We start from the raw sequence: 16631 nt of genomic DNA on the forward strand, positions 1-16631 counted from the left end.
AATGTAATGGATAATAAAATCGTATATGTCGTATCTGACTCTGTAGGGGAAACGGCTGATTTGGTTGTTCGAGCAGCAATGGGGCAATTCCCGTTTGCTCCTGATATTAGACGTGTACCGTATGTAGAAGATACAGGGACATTAAAAGAAGTGATTTCGATTGCTAAGAGTAATCAAGCACTTATATGTTTTACGTTAGTTAAGCCTGATATGCGCCAGTATTTAGTAACAGAGGCTGCAAAAGAAGGGGTAGAGGCATACGATATTATCGGCCCTCTTATTGATCAAATTGAAGAAATTACGGGGCAAGTGCCGAGATATGAGCCAGGTGTTGTCCGTAGGTTAGATGAAGAATACTTTAAAAAGATTGAAGCGATTGAGTTTGCTGTGAAGTATGATGACGGCAGAGATGCACGAGGTATTTTAAAAGCAGATATCGTGTTGATTGGTGTTTCGCGTACATCAAAAACACCACTTTCCCAATATTTAGCTCATAACAAACGCTTGAAAGTTGCGAATGTACCACTCGTGCCAGAAGTTGACCCACCTGAAGAACTATATCAAGTGGCAAAAGAAAAATGTTTCGGTTTGAAAATTACGCCAGATAAGTTAAATCATATTCGAAAAGAACGATTAAAATCACTTGGATTAAGTGATGGAGCAACATATGCAAATATTAATCGTATTCAAGAAGAAATTGATCACTTTGAGGAAGTAATTAGTAAAATAAATTGCCAAGTAATCGATGTATCGAATAAAGCGATTGAAGAAACAGCAAATATTATTGTGAATGCAGTGCAAAACCAAAAAATGTTTTAGCACATTTACCAAAGGTGAATGTGCTTTTTTCGCTCGTGTGAAATATGATACCTATGGATTTTGTAATAGATTGTAGTGTAATGGTTATACTTATACTCCTTTGTCTTTTAGTATATTCAAGGTGTGAGTTTGTCATCCTGAAATGTAAGCTGAAAAAATAAAGGGATATGTAGCGTAGTTGAAGAAAATATATTATAATAAAAAATTGTGATAAAAACCTATATTTTACGTTTAGACTTTAATTTTTCAGAATAAACTAGGGATAGGATTTACGAAAAAGACATGTAATTACGTTAAATCGACAAAATCTATACAAGAAAACGCACATTATGGAAGGATTCACAGAAGGGATGTAGAATACAGAAATATGCAAAACATCAACAACATATTAGTTGGTGTAGATGTATATCCCGTGAAGGCTGAAATTGTGCAAGTTGGAGCGGAATTTCATGTCGGAATTTTGTTTGTCGCATCATATGCTCATCCTTTAAGGAAATAGCAAGGCAATTGGATCATTGTAGATACTGAACAAAATGGAGTTGATTGTTATATGGATCAACATGAAAAAGTTACAGATCTCAAGATCAAACAGTATATGTGGCTTGCTACTCTTCTTGTAAAAAGGTGTATATGTATTGTTTCTAAGAGATACATTTGTAACAGATGAGCAAATGTATACAATTTTATATAGCAAGTATGTATATGCGATTTATGCAGATAAAGGACCTATAGGGAAGGTTCAAAATCGTTTATACAATGTAATCGGCAACACTTTCTAACAAGTTTAGAAAAATATTGTCGAATTATAAAGGAATTTTTTAATTTATATCGAATACAAAATACGACACGGAGATGGAGTTATGGGGAACAGAATTCCCGAAGAAGTTGTTGAACAGATTCGGACATCATCCGATATTGTAGAAGTCATTGGTGAATACGTTCAACTTAGAAAACAGGGGCGTAACTATTTCGGCCTTTGTCCATTTCATGGTGAGAATTCTCCTTCATTCTCTGTTTCATCTGATAAGCAAATTTTTCATTGCTTCGGATGTGGAGAAGGTGGAAATGTATTTTCCTTTCTAATGAAAATGGAAGGACTGGCTTTTACCGAGGCTGTTCAAAAGCTAGGCGAAAGAAATGGAATTGCGGTTGCAGAGTACACATCAGGACAAGGACAACAAGAAGACATATCTGATGACACTGTCATCATGCAACAAGCTCATGAATTATTGAAAAAGTATTATCATCATTTATTAGTAAATACGGAAGAGGGAAATGAAGCACTTTCATATTTATTAAACCGTGGTATTACGAAAGAGATGATTGAGAAGTTTGAAATTGGTTATGCATCACCTGCTTGGGATGCAGCGACGAAAATTTTACAAAAAAGAGGTTTATCGCTGTCTAGTATGGAACAAGCTGGCCTTCTAATAAGAAGTGAGAAGGATGGTAGTCATTACGATCGCTTCCGTGGAAGAGTTATGTTCCCGATCTATACGTTACAAGGTAAGGTGATAGCGTTTAGTGGAAGGGCGTTAGGGGATGACACTCCGAAATATTTAAATAGCCCTGAAACACCGATTTTTCACAAAAGTAAATTGTTGTATAACTTCCACCAAGCAAGACCGTTTATTAGAAAGCGTGGGCAAGTGGTTCTTTTTGAAGGATATGCCGATGTACTAGCTGCGGTAAAAAGTGGTGTGGAAGAAGCTGTTGCGACAATGGGAACAGCTTTAACTGAAGAACAAGCAAAACTTCTGCGACGTAACGTTGAAACTGTTGTTCTTTGCTATGATGGTGATAAAGCAGGGCGAGAAGCGACGATGAAAGCAGGGCAATTATTGCTAAAAGTTGGTTGCCAAGTGAAAGTCACATCCTTGCCAGATAAGCTTGATCCTGATGAATATGTGCAACAATATGGGACTACCGCTTTTGAAAATCTTGTGAAATCAAGTGTGAGTTTTGTTGGTTTTAAAATAAATTATTTGCGTTTAGGGAAAAATTTGCAAGATGAGTCTGGCAAAGAAGAATATGTGAAAAGTGTTTTAAAAGAGTTATCGTTGTTACAAGATGCGATGCAGGCAGAGTCATATTTGAAGTCATTATCGCAAGAATTTTCGTATTCAATGGAAACACTTTTGAATCAATTGCACCAATATCGCAAAGAACAAAAGGTACAGCAAAAACAAATAAAGCAGGTTGCTAAACCGTCTCAAGTCGTTCAAACAAAACCGAAGTTAACAGGTTTTGAAAGAGCGGAAAGAGAAATTATTTACCATATGTTGCAAAGTGCAGAAGTAGCTGTTCGTATGGAATCCCATATAGAAGATTTTCATACAGAAGAACATAAAGGGATTTTATATGAACTATACGCATATTATGAAAAGGGAAATGAACCTTCAGTCGGAACATTTTTAAGTTGGCTCTCTGATGAAAAGTTGAAAAATATTATCACTGATATTTCGACGGATGAATTTATTAATCCAGAATACACAGAAGAAGTGTTGCAAGGCCATTTGGAGACGCTTAGACGGCATCAGGAAAAACTTGAAAAGATGGAGATCATCTTTAAAGTGAAACAAATGGAAAAAACAGATCCTGTAGAGGCTGCTAAATATTATGTAGCATATTTACAAAATCAAAAAGCGAGAAAATAGCTTTTTTGATAAAGTTTTAGTATAATGAATGTTTGTATCTCGCGTAAGGAGGGGAACAGATGGCTGACAAACCAGCTCGTTCTAAACAAATTGAAACTGAAATGACCCTTGAGCAAGTGAAAGAACAACTCACTGAGCTCGGAAAAAAACGTGGCGTTCTTACATATGAAGAGATTGCAGAACGCATGAATGGATTTGAAATTGAATCCGATCAAATGGATGAATACTATGAATATTTAGGTGAACAAGGCATTGACTTAGTTGGTGATAATGACAACGAAGAAGGCCCTAATAATCGCCAAATTACAAAAACAGAAGAAGAGTTTGACCTCAATGATTTAAGTGTACCACCTGGGGTTAAAATCAACGATCCTGTTCGTATGTATTTAAAAGAAATTGGTCGTGTAGACTTACTATCTGCAGAAGAAGAAATTCGACTTGCAACGCGTATTGAAGAAGGCGATGAAGAAGCGAAACGTCGTCTTGCAGAAGCAAACTTACGTCTTGTAGTAAGTATTGCAAAGCGCTACGTAGGCCGTGGTATGCTTTTCTTAGACTTAATTCAAGAAGGTAATATGGGTCTAATTAAAGCTGTTGAAAAGTTCGATTATCGTAAAGGTTTCAAATTTAGTACGTATGCAACTTGGTGGATTCGCCAAGCTATTACACGTGCGATTGCGGACCAAGCGCGAACAATTCGTATTCCAGTTCATATGGTTGAAACGATTAATAAGTTAATTCGTGTACAACGTCAATTATTACAAGATTTAGGTCGCGAACCGTCTCCTGAAGAGATTGGTGAAGAAATGGATCTTGCTCCAGAAAAAGTACGTGAAATCTTAAAAATTGCACAGGAGCCAGTTTCTCTTGAAACACCAATTGGTGAAGAAGATGACTCCCATTTAGGTGACTTTATTGAAGACCAAGAAGCAACATCGCCTGCGGACCATGCAGCCTATGAATTGCTAAAAGAACAATTAGAAGATGTGTTAGATACACTAACAGATCGTGAAGAAAATGTTCTGCGTCTTCGTTTCGGTTTAGATGATGGACGAACTCGTACGCTTGAAGAAGTTGGGAAAGTATTCGGCGTAACGAGAGAGCGTATCCGTCAAATTGAAGCAAAAGCACTTCGCAAATTAAGACATCCAAGTCGTAGTAAGCGTCTTAAGGATTTCTTAGAATAGGTTATTTTTTAAGTTTACTTCACCTTTGTGAAGTAAACTTTTTTATTTTGTTAATTTTTGTTAAAATTTAGCTATCGGCAACGATTACAATTTCTTGTAATTTATTTTACAGAATTGTCTTTTGATTTGCAAATGCTCATTTTTCGATTTTTCGATTAATTTTGTTTATTCTATACAAAAATATATGTAGAAAAGCGAAAAATATGATGAGAAACGTTAATAATTATCGAAATAATAAGCTATATGACAATAAAAAACAATAAACTGAATTTATGGAATATTTTTAACAAGTAGTAGTTTTCTCTTTTCTGATAGAGCGTTTTCAAGTACAATGGAAATGACTGAATCATCTAACTATTTAGGGGTATAGAGGGGGGAGAAGAGATATGAAACGTAATCCGCTGATTCCGTTCGCTCTTATTGCAGCATTGGGTATTATCGTTATGTTTGTATTTTCATTTCAGGGGCTAAATAAATCTAAAGAGTTAGCTGATGCAAAAAATGGCGGGAAGCCAGCACAAACAGCATCAAAACCAGAGGATATTGTGAAGCAAAGCTGTACGAGCTGCCACGGTGATCAGTTACAAGGGGCAGTAGGACCTAACTTACAAAAAATTGGTGGGAAACTTTCAAAGGATGAAATTAAAGAAATTCTTTCGAAAGGAAAGGGCAATATGCCTGCTAATATAGTTCCAGCTGATCAAGCCACTAAAGTAGCTGATTGGTTATCGAAGAAAAAATAAAGTTCCGTATGACAAGTCTTTTGCTTATGCAAAGGGCTTGTTTTTCTATATTTTCTAAAATACGATGAATGATAGAGAAGTGAATTGTTGTTATAGGCTTGCAACAACTACTATAAATTCATTATCATGGAGACAGACTGACAAGAGAAGGAGTAATGGAAATACATGAATGAAGTAAAGCTTTCAAAACGATTAGAAGAAGTTGTGCGTGAAATACCGGTAGGATCTACAGTTGCTGATATTGGATCGGATCATGCGTATTTACCGTGTTATACAATTATAAATAATATTGCTACAAAAGCAGTTGCTGGAGAGGTTGTAGATGGACCGTTTCGCTCTGCACAAGCAACTGTAGCTGAAAGTGGCTTGCAAGATAAAGTAGATGTGCGTAAAGGGAATGGATTAGCTGTTATAGCGCCAGGAGAAGTAGATGTAATTACGGTTGCTGGAATGGGCGGAGCGTTAATTCGTGACATTTTAGAAAGTGGTAAAGAAAAATTAGAAGGTGTAACACGTTTAATTTTACAGCCGAATATTGCAGCACATCATATTCGTGAATGGTTTGTTGAAAATGGTTGGGAGCTTATCCATGAAAAAATCGTAAAAGAAGATGGGAAAATTTATGAGATTTTAGTAGGAGAGCGAGGAAATGTCGAAGCACCTTACTCGGAAAATAAACAAGCGGGATTGTTTATGGGGCCATTTTTAATAAAAGAAAAAAGTGAAGCTTTCGTTGAAAAATGGGAAGGGGAATTGAAAAACTTCCAAAATATTTTAAAACAGTTAGAACGTGCGGCTAATTCTGAAGAAACAAAAGCGAAACGTGCAGAAGTAGAAGCGAAAATGAAAATGATAGGGGAGATTTTATCATGAGTAAAATTCCAAACGGCCATGAAATTATTTCTTTATTTGAAAGTATGTATCCGAAGCATCTGGCGATGGAAGGAGATAAAATTGGTCTGCAGATTGGAGCGCTTAATAAATCTGTACAACACGTATTAATTGCATTAGATGTAACGGAGGAAGTTGTGGAGGAAGCGATTCAATTAGGGGCGAATGTCATTATCGCGCATCATCCTTTAATTTTTAATCCGTTAAAAGCGATTCATACAGATAAAGCGTACGGAAGAATTATTGAAACGTGTATTAAAAATGATATTGCCATTTATGCAGCGCATACAAATGTGGATGTTGCCAAGGGCGGGGTAAATGATTTACTTGCTGAGGCGTTAGGGTTGCAAAATACAGAAGTTTTGGCACCGACATATGCAGAAGAAATGAAAAAAGTTGTTGTGTTTGTGCCAGTAACTCATGCAGAGGAAGTACGAAAAGCATTAGGAGACGCAGGTGCTGGTCATATCGGCAATTATAGCCACTGTACGTTTAGTAGCGAGGGTACAGGTACGTTTGTACCTCAAGAGGGGACAAATCCTTATGTAGGGGAAACTGGACAGTTAGAGCGCGTAGAAGAAGTGCGGATCGAAACGATTATTCCAGTTTCACTACAACGAAAAGTGATTAAAGCAATGGTAACGGCACATCCATATGAAGAAGTAGCGTATGATGTGTATCCACTTGATAACAAAGGCGAAACATTAGGGCTTGGGAAAATAGGATACTTAAAAGAAGAAATGACACTTGGACAGTTTGCAGAACATGTAAAGCAATCATTAGATGTAAAGGGTGCACGAGTTGTTGGGAAATTAGATGATAAAGTGCGCAAAGTAGCTGTACTTGGTGGTGATGGTAACAAATACATCAATCAAGCTAAATTTAAAGGAGCAGATGTATATGTAACAGGTGACATGTATTATCATGTTGCTCATGATGCGATGATGCTCGGTTTAAATATAGTTGACCCAGGACATAACGTTGAAAAAGTAATGAAGCAAGGTGTGCAAAAGCAATTACAAGAAAAAGTGGATGCAAAGAAACTCAATGTACACATTCATGCTTCGCAATTACATACAGATCCATTTACATTTGTATAAGAAAAATAAAAACCGTTGCTCATATAGGCAACGGTTTTTATTATTGTTCTTTTTTCACTTTTACACGAGGTAATATTTTTTGTAACGGTACTTTTCGAACTCTCTCCCATGTAGCGGGATTCATTGGGTCATATTGATCTAAGAAAGCGATAACTTCTTTTGTAATTGGAGTTGGAGTAGAAGCACCTGCTGTAACAGCTACGTTTTCTACACCTTGTAGCCACTCTAATTTAATCTCACTTACGTCTGCAACGCGGTATGCTTTCGTACCAGCAATTTCTTGTGACACTTGTGCTAAACGGTTTGAGTTGTTACTTTTCGGATCACCGACAACAATTGTTAAGTCTGCAACATCAGCTTGTTTAGCGACAGCTTCTTGGCGAACTTGAGTTGCTAAACAAATTTCTTTATGGAATTCTGCTGTTGGGAATTTTTTTTGAATGTCCTCCATTAAATGTTGAACATCCCATTGACTCATCGTTGTTTGATTCGTTACTAAAATTTTATCTGTTGGGATTTCTAATGTTTTTAAATCATCGGCTTTTTCGATAAGGTGAACGATGTCAGGTGCAATACCAACTGCGCCTTCTGGCTCTGGATGATTTTTTTTACCGATATAAATGACATGATACCCTTCCGCTTTCTTAGCTTCGATAAGGTCATGTGTCTTGGTAACATCTGGACAAGTGGCATCGATTGTTGTTAAACCTTTTTCTTTTGCGCGTTGTTTAACTTCTGGAGAAACACCGTGTGCAGTGAAAATAACAGTACCAGAATCAATTTTATCTAAAATTTCTAAGCGACTTGGACCGTCTAATGTGATGATTCCATCTTCTTCAAAAGCGTCTGTAACATGTTTATTGTGAACAATCATACCTAAAATATAAATGGGTCTCGGCAATGATTTATCTAATGCGGCGTTACGTGCAATTACCATTGCATCGACAACACCGTAGCAATAACCACGAGGGGAAATTTTAACAATTTTCATATGAGTAATCCTCTCCTTCTAAACAAGGGATACTTTTGTGCATAGTCTTTTACATTATAAAGGAGGAGTGGATAGAAAACAAAGGATTGTTACACATATAGTTTTGGTTTTGTTGCTGTTTTTTGAACAGGCTCCTCTCGTAATTCTTTTTCTATGACTGGCTCAATCACTATTTTTTTTCTTTTTCTTTTTTTTTGTGGAGGAGGCGGAGTTGCTACCTCAACCTTTTCTGTTATGTCTTCAGCCTGATTTTTAGTTGAATCTTCTTCCGTACTTTTTCCAGAGGTGAGGATTTTAACAATGCTTGGTAGGTTACGCATAATAGGGCCGTACTGTTCGACGACAGGGCTTACAGATTGAACGACTTGGGATACTTTTTCTATATTGTTTATCATATTAGTTGGATTCGAAATTAAATTCGCAAAAAAACTGCCGATGCCGCTACTGGATGCTGCTGTAGTTGTTGCACCGCCGCGCGTTTCGTTTGATTCGTACATTTGAGGGGGAATCATTTGCTCTGGATGCTGCTGCATGTATGGTTGATATTGCTGTGAGTACTGCTGTGGGTATTGCTGTTGATATTGGGGTTGATATTGTTGCCGATATTGAGGTGGCGGTTGCTGGTGCTGGTGCATCATTGGTGGCGGTCCTTCCATTTGTCGATAAGGCGGAACCATTTGCATGTAAGGTTCGGTTGGATCGTGTTTTTTAAAGAGTTTAGCAAGGAACCCTTTCTTTTTTTGTGCCATCGGTGGTAGTTGTGGAATTGGATATGGTGTATAAGGTTGCTGCCCTTGATTTGGATACATTTGTCTTGTGGGGGATTTTGGAAACATGTGAGAAATCCTCCTTTCTTCAGTTAGGTATATACACATACAATATGCAATAAGGGGGAAGAAGGTTAGTTTTTGAAGGGAAAACCTAAACTAAAGATGGATTTTACTTGTAGATTTCGATATAATGTAGACTTGACTGATTTGTGCGCGCAGTAGAAATTTAGAAAGAAGGTGTAACTTATGACACAACAAACTTTTACACAGTATGATTTTAAACCATTTTTAATAGATGCAGTTCGTGAACTACGCTTTACAGAGCCGACAGGAATTCAGCAGAAAATTTTCCCGGTCGTGAAAAAAGGTGTAAGTGTAATTGGACAATCCCAAACAGGTTCTGGGAAAACACATGCATACTTACTTCCTACATTGAACAGAATTAATGCAAGCCGTGAAGAAGTACAACTTGTTATTACAGCACCTACTCGTGAGTTAGCACAACAAATTTACGAAGAGATTGTGAAATTAACAAAATTCTGTGCGGAAGATCAAATGATTACAGCGCGTTGTTTAATTGGTGGAACTGATAAACAACGTTCAATTGAAAAGTTGAAAAAACAACCTCATATCGTAGTCGGGACACCAGGACGTATTAAAGACTTAGTAGAAGAACAAGCATTATTTGTTCATAAAGCAAATACGATTATTGTCGATGAAGCTGACTTAATGCTTGATATGGGATTCATTCACGATGTAGATAAAATTGCAGCACGCATGCCTAAAAACTTGCAAATGCTAGTTTTCTCTGCAACAATTCCTCAAAAACTAAAACCGTTTCTGAAGAAATATATGGAGAATCCAGAGCATATTCATATCAATCCAAAACAAGTTGCAGCTGGAAACATTGAACACTATTTAGTGCCTTCTAAACATCGTAATAAAATTGATTTAGTGAATAAAATGCTACTTCAATTTAAACCGTATTTAGCAGTTGTTTTCACGAATACGAAAAAAATGGCAGATCAAGTTGCTGATGGATTAATGGAACGCGGCTTAAAAGTTGGACGAATTCACGGGGATTTATCACCACGTGATCGTAAAAAAATGATGAAACAAATTCGTGACCTTGAATTCCAATATATTGTTGCGACTGATTTAGCAGCACGTGGTATTGATATTGAAGGAATTAGCCATGTTATTAACTATGAACTACCATCAGATTTAGATTTCTTCGTTCACCGCGTTGGAAGAACAGCACGTGCGGGGCATTCTGGTATTGCAGTGACGATTTATGATCCAGCAAACGAAGAAGCATTAGATAGCTTAGAAAAACAACGTCATATCGAGTTTAAACATGTAGATTTACGCGGAGATGAGTGGGCGGATTTAGGTGAGCGTCGTCGTCGTAAGAGCCGTAAAAAACCAAATGACGAACTTGATGTTATGGCAACGAAAGTTATTAAAAAACCGAAAAAAGTAAAACCAAACTATAAACGTAAACTTGCAACAGAACGTGACAAAGTGAAGAGAAAATATAGCAATAAAAAAAGATAAGGGGTTTCCCTTATCTTTTTTTAATCCCGCTAATTTAAATGAAGAGTATAGTCTGTTTAAATACTCATATAAATTTGTGTAGTGCGTCTTTTGTGAACAAACAATTCACTACATATTTCTACAAATTATGCTATCATTATATCTATTGTATATTGAAGAGGTGATTGTATGTTAAAGATTGGATCTCATGTTTCCATGAGTGGTAAGAACATGTTATTAGCAGCAAGTGAAGAGGCTGTTTCATACGGTGCAACAACGTTTATGATTTATACAGGTGCACCGCAAAATACACGAAGAAAACCAATTGAAGAATTGAACATAGAAGCAGGAAGAAAACATATGGAGCTGAATGGTATTGAGGAAATTATCGTCCATGCGCCGTATATTATTAATGTTGGGAATACGACGAAGCCAGAAACATTCCAATTAGGTGTAGACTTCCTTCGTATGGAAATTGAAAGAACATCGGCATTAGGTGTAGCGAAACAAATTGTTCTTCACCCAGGAGCGCACGTTGGTGCTGGAGCAGATGCTGGTATTCAACAAATTATTAAAGGGCTTAATGAAGTACTAACGCCAGAACAGACGGTTAATATTGCGTTAGAGACGATGGCAGGAAAAGGAACAGAATGTGGTCGTAGCTTTGAAGAAATTGCAAAGATCATTGATGGCGTAAAATATAATGAAAAGCTATCTGTATGCTTTGATACGTGTCATACGCACGATGCAGGATATGATATTGTAAATGACTTTGACGGTGTATTAAACGAATTTGATAAGATCGTTGGTATAGATCGTTTACAAGTACTTCATATTAATGATAGTAAAAATGTACGCGGAGCAGGAAAAGACCGTCATGAAAACATCGGATTTGGTCACATTGGGTATAAAGCGTTGCATCACATTGTACATCATCCACAGTTAATGCATGTACCAAAAATTCTTGAAACACCGTATGTAGGGGAAGATAAAAAAGATAAGAAGCCACCATACAAATTGGAAATCGAAATGCTGAAAAACGGTACTTTTGATGAAGGGCTTCTTGAAAAAATTAAAGCGCAATAAGGAGGGGATTTCCCCTCCTTATTTTAGTAATTGCTGAAATAATGTATTTACTTGTTGGGCAGTGGCAGGGGAAGTTACTTTTGCAATCTGTTTTAAGAGCTCTAGTCGCTCGTTGTTATCGTAAATATTAATATTTTTACCTTTCATAAGTAAAACGATTTGGTCAGCTTGTGCAGTCGTAATAGAAACTTCATATTCTTTGCTATATTTTAATAACTCTTTTGTAGAAATATGATTTAATTTTTTATTAACAATTTGTTTAATGAGGTTCATCTTGTTATCCTCCTTCACGCGTTCTTCTATCGAAATATATGAGCATATAGCTTGTACATATTCGTATAGAGTTTCTTTTTTCATGAGGAAAAGAAGCGTATGTTATAATATAAGGACAAAACTACAGAAAAAGAGTAAAGGGAGGACCTATGGAGCAAAAGCAACATCGAAAAGAAAGTGTTATTCATCTCATTTATCGTTTAGTTATGATTATTTTTGGGGCAGCATGCGCGGCGGTAGCAATTGAACTATTTTTAATGCCAAATAAAATTATTGATGGTGGAATTATTGGTATTTCTCTTATATTAGATTATCTTACTCCTAATATTTGGTGGTTAAGTTTTTCTACTTTAGTCGTTGTTCTCAATATCCCATTTATGTATTCGGGTTATAAGCAAATTGGAAAAACATTTATGTTATCTTCGGCATTTGGTATTGTAGCACTAGCATTCATTGAGTCCACGTTACATGCGGTGCCACCGTTTACAACAGAGCCTATTTTAGCGACTGTGTTTGGTGGTCTTATTTTAGGTCTTGGTGTAGGACTTGTAATTCGTCATGGTGGATCGTTAGATGGAACTGAAATTATGGGGATTTTATTAACGAAGAAATTACCGTTCTCTGTTGGTGAATTCGTAATGTTTGTGAACTTATTTATTTTTGCATGGGCAGCATTTGTGTTTGGTGTGGAACAAGCGATGTATTCTGTTATGACGTACTATATTGCATTTAAAACAATCGATACAGTAATTCAAGGGCTAGATGAAACGAAAGCAGTTTTAATTGTATCTGATCAATATGAGGAAGTATCAAATGCGATTTTACATCGACTCGGCCGTGGAACTACAAAGCTTGTAGCAAAAGGTGGTTATACAGATAAAGAAAAAGAAGTTATTTATGCAGTTGTAACGCGTCTAGAAGTGACGAAGTTAAAGTCAATTGTGCATGAAATTGATGAAAATGCGTTTGTTACGATTATGAGCACGCAAGAGACAAATGGTGGTAAGTTTAAATCGGCTATTCACTAAACGTATATAGGAATATTTTTCGAAAGCAGAGAATTTTTCTCTGCTTTTTGTTATAATAGTAAGGTTTCTTGAAAAAATAGATATATTTTAGGCAGATTGGTTTACAACTATAATAAGCTGTACTATAATTCAAATAGATATAAATCGGAATCATTCTGAATTAAAATAGGTGAGATGCTATGAATAATATATTAGAGATTGAAGGTTTAACATTCCGATACGAAGATCGGAATGTGTTAGAAAATATTAATTTGCAAGTTCCGAAGGGAGCTTTTTTAGGTTTAGTGGGACCGAATGGTTCAGGTAAATCAACTTTACTTAAGTGTTTATTAGGCGTTTTAAAGCCAAAAGAAGGAAGCATTCGTGTGTTTGGCGTTGATAGTAAGAAGTTTAAGGAATGGAATAAAGTTGGTTATGTATCCCAAAAAGCAAATAGTTTCAATTCTGGTTTTCCAGCAACTGTTTCTGAAGTTGTGTCAATGGGACTTGTTTCGAAAAAAGGGCTTTTTCGCTTTTTCACAAAAGAGGATAAGAAAAAGGTAGAAAAAGCAATTGCTGATGTAGGGATGAGTGAGTTTCAAGGTCGTAATATTGGAGAGCTTTCTGGTGGACAGCAACAGCGTGTATTTATTGCTCGTGCGCTCGTTAGTGATCCTGAATTGCTTATTTTAGACGAGCCTACTGTTGGAATCGATGTAAAAAATGTGGAAAGTTTTTACGAAATATTAGAGGATTTAAACAAAAGGCTCGGGATCACATTAATTCTTGTTACTCATGATATGGGAGCTGTTACCGAAAAAGTAACACATGTTGCATGCCTAAACCAACATCTACATTTCCATGGAAATGTAGAGAAGTTCCGAGAGTTAGAAGATGCAGAAATGTCCGTCTTATATGGACATCATGTTCATCGTTTAGAACACGAACATGAGCATCACGGGAGGATATAATGATACAAGATTTTTTACAATATGACTTTTTACGTAATTCTTTATACGCAGGTATTTTAATTGGACTTGTTGCACCACTAATAGGTGTGTTTGTTGTTATTCGTCGTTTATCTCTTATTGCGGATGCATTAAGTCACGTGACGTTATCAGGTATTGCAGCAAGTTTATTACTTGAAAAAACCATTTTTACAGGTGGGTTTTTAAACCCCTTATATATGGGGATGGTTTTTTCAATTGGTGGAGCGCTATTAATCGAAAAGTTAAGAACTGTATATAAGCACTATCAAGAATTAGCAATTCCGATTATCCTTTCGGCAGGGATGGGAGTTGGAGTTATTTTCATTTCACTTGCAAATGGATTTAACACAGACTTATTTAGTTATTTATTTGGTAGTGTCAGTGCTGTAACAAGTACGGATTTAATTATTATTGGGATTGTAGCAATTGTTGTTGTTGCGACAATTATTTTATTATATAAAGAGCTGTTTCTACTATCATTTGATGAGGAATACGCAGTATCAACTGGTTTAAGAGCGAAATGGATTCACTTTATTTTCATTATATTAGTTGCTCTTGTCATTGCAGTATCAATGCGTGTAGTAGGGGTTCTTCTCGTATCATCATTAATGACGTTACCAGTTGCAGCAAGTATTCGTATTGCTAAAGGATTTAAACAAACAATTTTCTTTTCCATTTTATTTGGTGAAATTGCAGTAATTGGTGGAATGTTTGCTTCGTATCAACTTGATCTAGCACCAGGTGGTACAATTGTTATGATAGCAGTTCTTATTTTAATCGGTGCGATTTTATGGAAGAAGAAAAAAACTGCATAAAGTAGGGATAGGTATGAATCTAACAGAAGCTTTACGCCTAATGAAGGAAAAAGGATACAAACATACTGGAAAAAGAGAAGAGATGCTCAGATTATTTGCAGCACATAATCGTTATTTAACTGCGAAAGACGTTTTAGAGCATATGAAAGACGATTATCCAGGGCTTAGTTTTGATACGATTTATCGTAACTTAACAGTTTTTGCTGAGATTGGTGTTTTAGAACAAACGGAATTAAATGGTGAAAAACATTTTCGTTTCACTTGTTCTATTATGGAACATCATCATCATTTTATTTGTTTGGATTGTGGGGGGACGAAAGAGATTACTTCCTGCCCAATGGATTTTATGAATAAAGATTTTACTGGTTATGAAGTAACGGGTCATAAGTTTGAAATATATGGTCGTTGTCCAAAATGTGCAAAGTAAAAGCTCGTCGGTTATATAACTGACGAGCTTTTTTACGTAGAAAAGAAGGTTGCTCACAAATATTGTGGCAACCTTCTTTTTATTGTTCTTGTGTCTCTTTTTCTTTTTCTCGTTCAGCAGCCATTTCAGCAGCAATTACGTCGATTTCTTTTTTCAGTTCTTCTACCATTGTTTCTTCTGGTACTTTACGAACGACTTGCCCTTTACGGAATAATAATCCCTCTCCACGTGCACCAGCAATACCGATATCAGCTTCACGAGCTTCACCAGGACCATTTACAGCGCAACCAAGTACTGCAACTTTAATTGGTACTTGAAGTGTAGAGATGTATTCTTCCACTTCGTTAGCGATGCTAATTAAATCGATTTCAATACGACCACAAGTTGGACAAGAGATAAGTGTCGCTGCGTTAGAAGCAAGACCGAATGATTTTAATAATTCACGAGCAACTTTTACTTCTTCAACTGGATCAGCACTTAATGAAATACGTAGTGTATTTCCGATGCCTTTACTTAAGATTGCTCCAAGACCAGCGGCACTTTTTACAGTTCCAGCAAACAATGTTCCAGATTCTGTAATACCTAAATGTAATGGGTAATCAAAAGCGCGAGCAGCTTTCTCGTATGCTTCGATTGCTAAGTTAACATCAGAGGCTTTCATAGATACGATAATATCGTGGAAATCTAAGTCCTCTAAAATTTTAATATGATGTAGCGCGCTCTCAACCATACCATCTGCAGTTGGGTACCCGTATTTTTCTAAAATGTGACGCTCTAATGAACCAGCGTTTACACCAATACGGATTGGAATACCGCGCTCTTTTGCTGCATTTACAACAGCTTCTACTTTATGGCGACGACCAATATTACCTGGATTGATACGTACTTTATCGATGCCACCTTCAATTGCTTTTAAAGCAAGGCGATAATCAAAATGAATATCAGCAACAAGTGGAATGTTGATTTGTTTTTTTATATCAGCAATAGCATCTGCTGCGCGTTCATCTGGAACGGCAACACGAACGACTTGACAGCCAGCTTCTTCTAAACGCTTGATTTCAGCAACTGTTGCTTCAACATCATGTGTTTTTGTTGTTGTCATACTTTGTATAATTAATTCATTATTACCGCCGATTGTTAAATTACCGACTTTAACTGGACGTGTTTTTGTACGATGAGTCATTTCATTCACGAATAGATCGCTCTCCTTATAAAAGAAGTTTCTTATTTAGTCCCTCATATCAATAATAGTATACGTGATATAGGGCTATAGAAACCGAAGTGCTCGGTTTCACTTTTACTATTGTATCAGCGCCTTTATGTAATTGACAAGGATTAAG

Annotated in this window: 17 protein-coding genes; 13 read left to right on the forward strand and 4 right to left on the reverse strand. The window is 36.5% G+C overall.

Annotated features, from left to right (window positions below):
* Positions 1–6 precede the first annotated feature (6 nt).
* The 7 genes from ACO6VI_RS08320 (at position 7) to ACO6VI_RS08350 (ending at position 7397) form a co-directional block, all read left to right on the forward strand.
* Complete coding sequence (locus ACO6VI_RS08320; protein WP_000368944.1) at positions 7–819, forward strand: pyruvate, water dikinase regulatory protein; 813 nt, start codon at positions 7–9, stop codon at positions 817–819.
* A gap of 635 nt (positions 820–1454) precedes the next feature.
* Complete coding sequence (locus ACO6VI_RS08325) at positions 1455–1598, forward strand: hypothetical protein (protein WP_000479733.1); 144 nt, start codon at positions 1455–1457, stop codon at positions 1596–1598.
* A gap of 81 nt (positions 1599–1679) precedes the next feature.
* Entirely contained in the window at positions 1680–3476 is a 1797-nt protein-coding gene (dnaG, locus tag ACO6VI_RS08330) for a DNA primase (RefSeq protein WP_000528221.1), read from the forward strand.
* Positions 3477–3535: 59 nt separating this feature from the next.
* On the forward strand, positions 3536–4663 hold the full coding sequence (gene rpoD, locus ACO6VI_RS08335) for an RNA polymerase sigma factor RpoD (protein WP_000764066.1): 1128 nt from the start codon (positions 3536–3538) through the stop codon (positions 4661–4663).
* A gap of 386 nt (positions 4664–5049) precedes the next feature.
* Positions 5050–5406, forward strand: a complete 357-nt coding sequence (cccA, locus tag ACO6VI_RS08340; protein WP_000828142.1) for a cytochrome c550 — start codon at positions 5050–5052, stop codon at positions 5404–5406.
* Between the two features lie 165 nt (positions 5407–5571).
* Positions 5572–6279 carry a tRNA (adenine(22)-N(1))-methyltransferase gene (locus ACO6VI_RS08345; protein ID WP_001006547.1) on the forward strand — a complete coding sequence of 236 codons (708 nt, stop codon included), beginning with the start codon at positions 5572–5574 and terminating at the stop codon, positions 6277–6279.
* Positions 6276–7397 (forward strand): Nif3-like dinuclear metal center hexameric protein, encoded by a 1122-nt coding sequence (locus ACO6VI_RS08350; RefSeq protein ID WP_000036248.1) that lies wholly within the window; start codon positions 6276–6278, stop codon positions 7395–7397. Before ACO6VI_RS08345 ends, ACO6VI_RS08350 begins: the two co-directional genes overlap by 4 nt.
* 40 nt (positions 7398–7437) lie before the next feature.
* Here ACO6VI_RS08350 and ACO6VI_RS08355 read toward each other — a convergent pair whose 3' ends face one another.
* Both ACO6VI_RS08355 and vrrA read right to left on the reverse strand, forming a co-directional pair.
* Positions 7438–8388, reverse strand: coding sequence for a 4-hydroxy-3-methylbut-2-enyl diphosphate reductase (locus ACO6VI_RS08355; protein WP_000706657.1), 951 nt, complete (start codon positions 8386–8388; stop codon positions 7438–7440).
* A gap of 89 nt (positions 8389–8477) precedes the next feature.
* A complete protein-coding gene (vrrA, locus tag ACO6VI_RS08360) occupies positions 8478–9224 on the reverse strand; it encodes a VrrA/YqfQ family protein (protein ID WP_000484179.1) in 747 nt (248 codons plus the stop codon).
* Between the two features lie 180 nt (positions 9225–9404).
* Here vrrA and ACO6VI_RS08365 point away from each other — a divergent pair, with 180 nt between their 5' ends.
* On the forward strand, positions 9405–10715 hold the full coding sequence (locus tag ACO6VI_RS08365) for a DEAD/DEAH box helicase (RefSeq protein WP_000194023.1): 1311 nt from the start codon (positions 9405–9407) through the stop codon (positions 10713–10715).
* Positions 10716–10883: 168 nt separating this feature from the next.
* Positions 10884–11780 carry a deoxyribonuclease IV gene (locus tag ACO6VI_RS08370; RefSeq protein ID WP_000912471.1) on the forward strand — a complete coding sequence of 299 codons (897 nt, stop codon included), beginning with the start codon at positions 10884–10886 and terminating at the stop codon, positions 11778–11780.
* A gap of 18 nt (positions 11781–11798) precedes the next feature.
* On the opposite strand, the gene ACO6VI_RS08375 is transcribed toward ACO6VI_RS08370, so the two are convergent.
* Positions 11799–12053, reverse strand: a complete 255-nt coding sequence (locus ACO6VI_RS08375; protein WP_001048958.1) for a DUF2624 domain-containing protein — start codon at positions 12051–12053, stop codon at positions 11799–11801.
* Between the two features lie 149 nt (positions 12054–12202).
* On the opposite strand from ACO6VI_RS08375, the gene ACO6VI_RS08380 reads away from it, so the two are divergent.
* From ACO6VI_RS08380 to ACO6VI_RS08395, 4 genes are all read left to right on the forward strand, one after another.
* Positions 12203–13081, forward strand: a complete 879-nt coding sequence (locus tag ACO6VI_RS08380) for a YitT family protein (RefSeq protein ID WP_000435960.1) — start codon at positions 12203–12205, stop codon at positions 13079–13081.
* A 179-nt stretch (positions 13082–13260) separates the two neighbouring features.
* Positions 13261–14031 carry a metal ABC transporter ATP-binding protein gene (locus ACO6VI_RS08385; protein ID WP_001059662.1) on the forward strand — a complete coding sequence of 257 codons (771 nt, stop codon included), beginning with the start codon at positions 13261–13263 and terminating at the stop codon, positions 14029–14031.
* Entirely contained in the window at positions 14031–14864 is an 834-nt protein-coding gene (locus tag ACO6VI_RS08390; protein ID WP_000613817.1) for a metal ABC transporter permease, read from the forward strand. Before ACO6VI_RS08385 ends, ACO6VI_RS08390 begins: the two co-directional genes overlap by 1 nt.
* A gap of 13 nt (positions 14865–14877) precedes the next feature.
* Positions 14878–15291 (forward strand): Fur family transcriptional regulator, encoded by a 414-nt coding sequence (locus ACO6VI_RS08395; protein ID WP_001054516.1) that lies wholly within the window; start codon positions 14878–14880, stop codon positions 15289–15291.
* A 79-nt stretch (positions 15292–15370) separates the two neighbouring features.
* On the opposite strand, the gene ispG is transcribed toward ACO6VI_RS08395, so the two are convergent.
* Entirely contained in the window at positions 15371–16474 is a 1104-nt protein-coding gene (gene ispG, locus ACO6VI_RS08400; RefSeq protein WP_153578351.1) for a flavodoxin-dependent (E)-4-hydroxy-3-methylbut-2-enyl-diphosphate synthase, read from the reverse strand.
* Positions 16475–16631 lie beyond the last annotated feature (157 nt).

Origin of the sequence: Bacillus sp. PSXD-155, assembly GCF_049310765.1 — a bacterium.
In the GTDB taxonomy this organism is placed as follows: Bacteria; Bacillota; Bacilli; order Bacillales; family Bacillaceae_G; genus Bacillus_A; species Bacillus_A cereus.

Coding starts and splice junctions, on each gene's coding strand:
- vrrA (WP_000484179.1), bottom strand. CDS start 9,224: ATGTTTCCAAAATCCCCCACAAGACAAATGTATCCAAATCAAGGGCAG.
- ACO6VI_RS08370 (WP_000912471.1), top strand. CDS start 10,884: ATGTTAAAGATTGGATCTCATGTTTCCATGAGTGGTAAGAACATGTTA.
- ACO6VI_RS08385 (WP_001059662.1), top strand. CDS start 13,261: ATGAATAATATATTAGAGATTGAAGGTTTAACATTCCGATACGAAGAT.
- ACO6VI_RS08365 (WP_000194023.1), top strand. CDS start 9,405: ATGACACAACAAACTTTTACACAGTATGATTTTAAACCATTTTTAATA.
- ACO6VI_RS08380 (WP_000435960.1), top strand. CDS start 12,203: ATGGAGCAAAAGCAACATCGAAAAGAAAGTGTTATTCATCTCATTTAT.
- ACO6VI_RS08320 (WP_000368944.1), top strand. CDS start 7: ATGGATAATAAAATCGTATATGTCGTATCTGACTCTGTAGGGGAAACG.
- rpoD (WP_000764066.1), top strand. CDS start 3,536: ATGGCTGACAAACCAGCTCGTTCTAAACAAATTGAAACTGAAATGACC.
- dnaG (WP_000528221.1), top strand. CDS start 1,680: ATGGGGAACAGAATTCCCGAAGAAGTTGTTGAACAGATTCGGACATCA.
- ACO6VI_RS08375 (WP_001048958.1), bottom strand. CDS start 12,053: ATGAACCTCATTAAACAAATTGTTAATAAAAAATTAAATCATATTTCT.
- ACO6VI_RS08345 (WP_001006547.1), top strand. CDS start 5,572: ATGAATGAAGTAAAGCTTTCAAAACGATTAGAAGAAGTTGTGCGTGAA.
- ACO6VI_RS08395 (WP_001054516.1), top strand. CDS start 14,878: ATGAATCTAACAGAAGCTTTACGCCTAATGAAGGAAAAAGGATACAAA.
- cccA (WP_000828142.1), top strand. CDS start 5,050: ATGAAACGTAATCCGCTGATTCCGTTCGCTCTTATTGCAGCATTGGGT.
- ACO6VI_RS08350 (WP_000036248.1), top strand. CDS start 6,276: ATGAGTAAAATTCCAAACGGCCATGAAATTATTTCTTTATTTGAAAGT.
- ACO6VI_RS08355 (WP_000706657.1), bottom strand. CDS start 8,388: ATGAAAATTGTTAAAATTTCCCCTCGTGGTTATTGCTACGGTGTTGTC.
- ispG (WP_153578351.1), bottom strand. CDS start 16,474: ATGACTCATCGTACAAAAACACGTCCAGTTAAAGTCGGTAATTTAACA.
- ACO6VI_RS08390 (WP_000613817.1), top strand. CDS start 14,031: ATGATACAAGATTTTTTACAATATGACTTTTTACGTAATTCTTTATAC.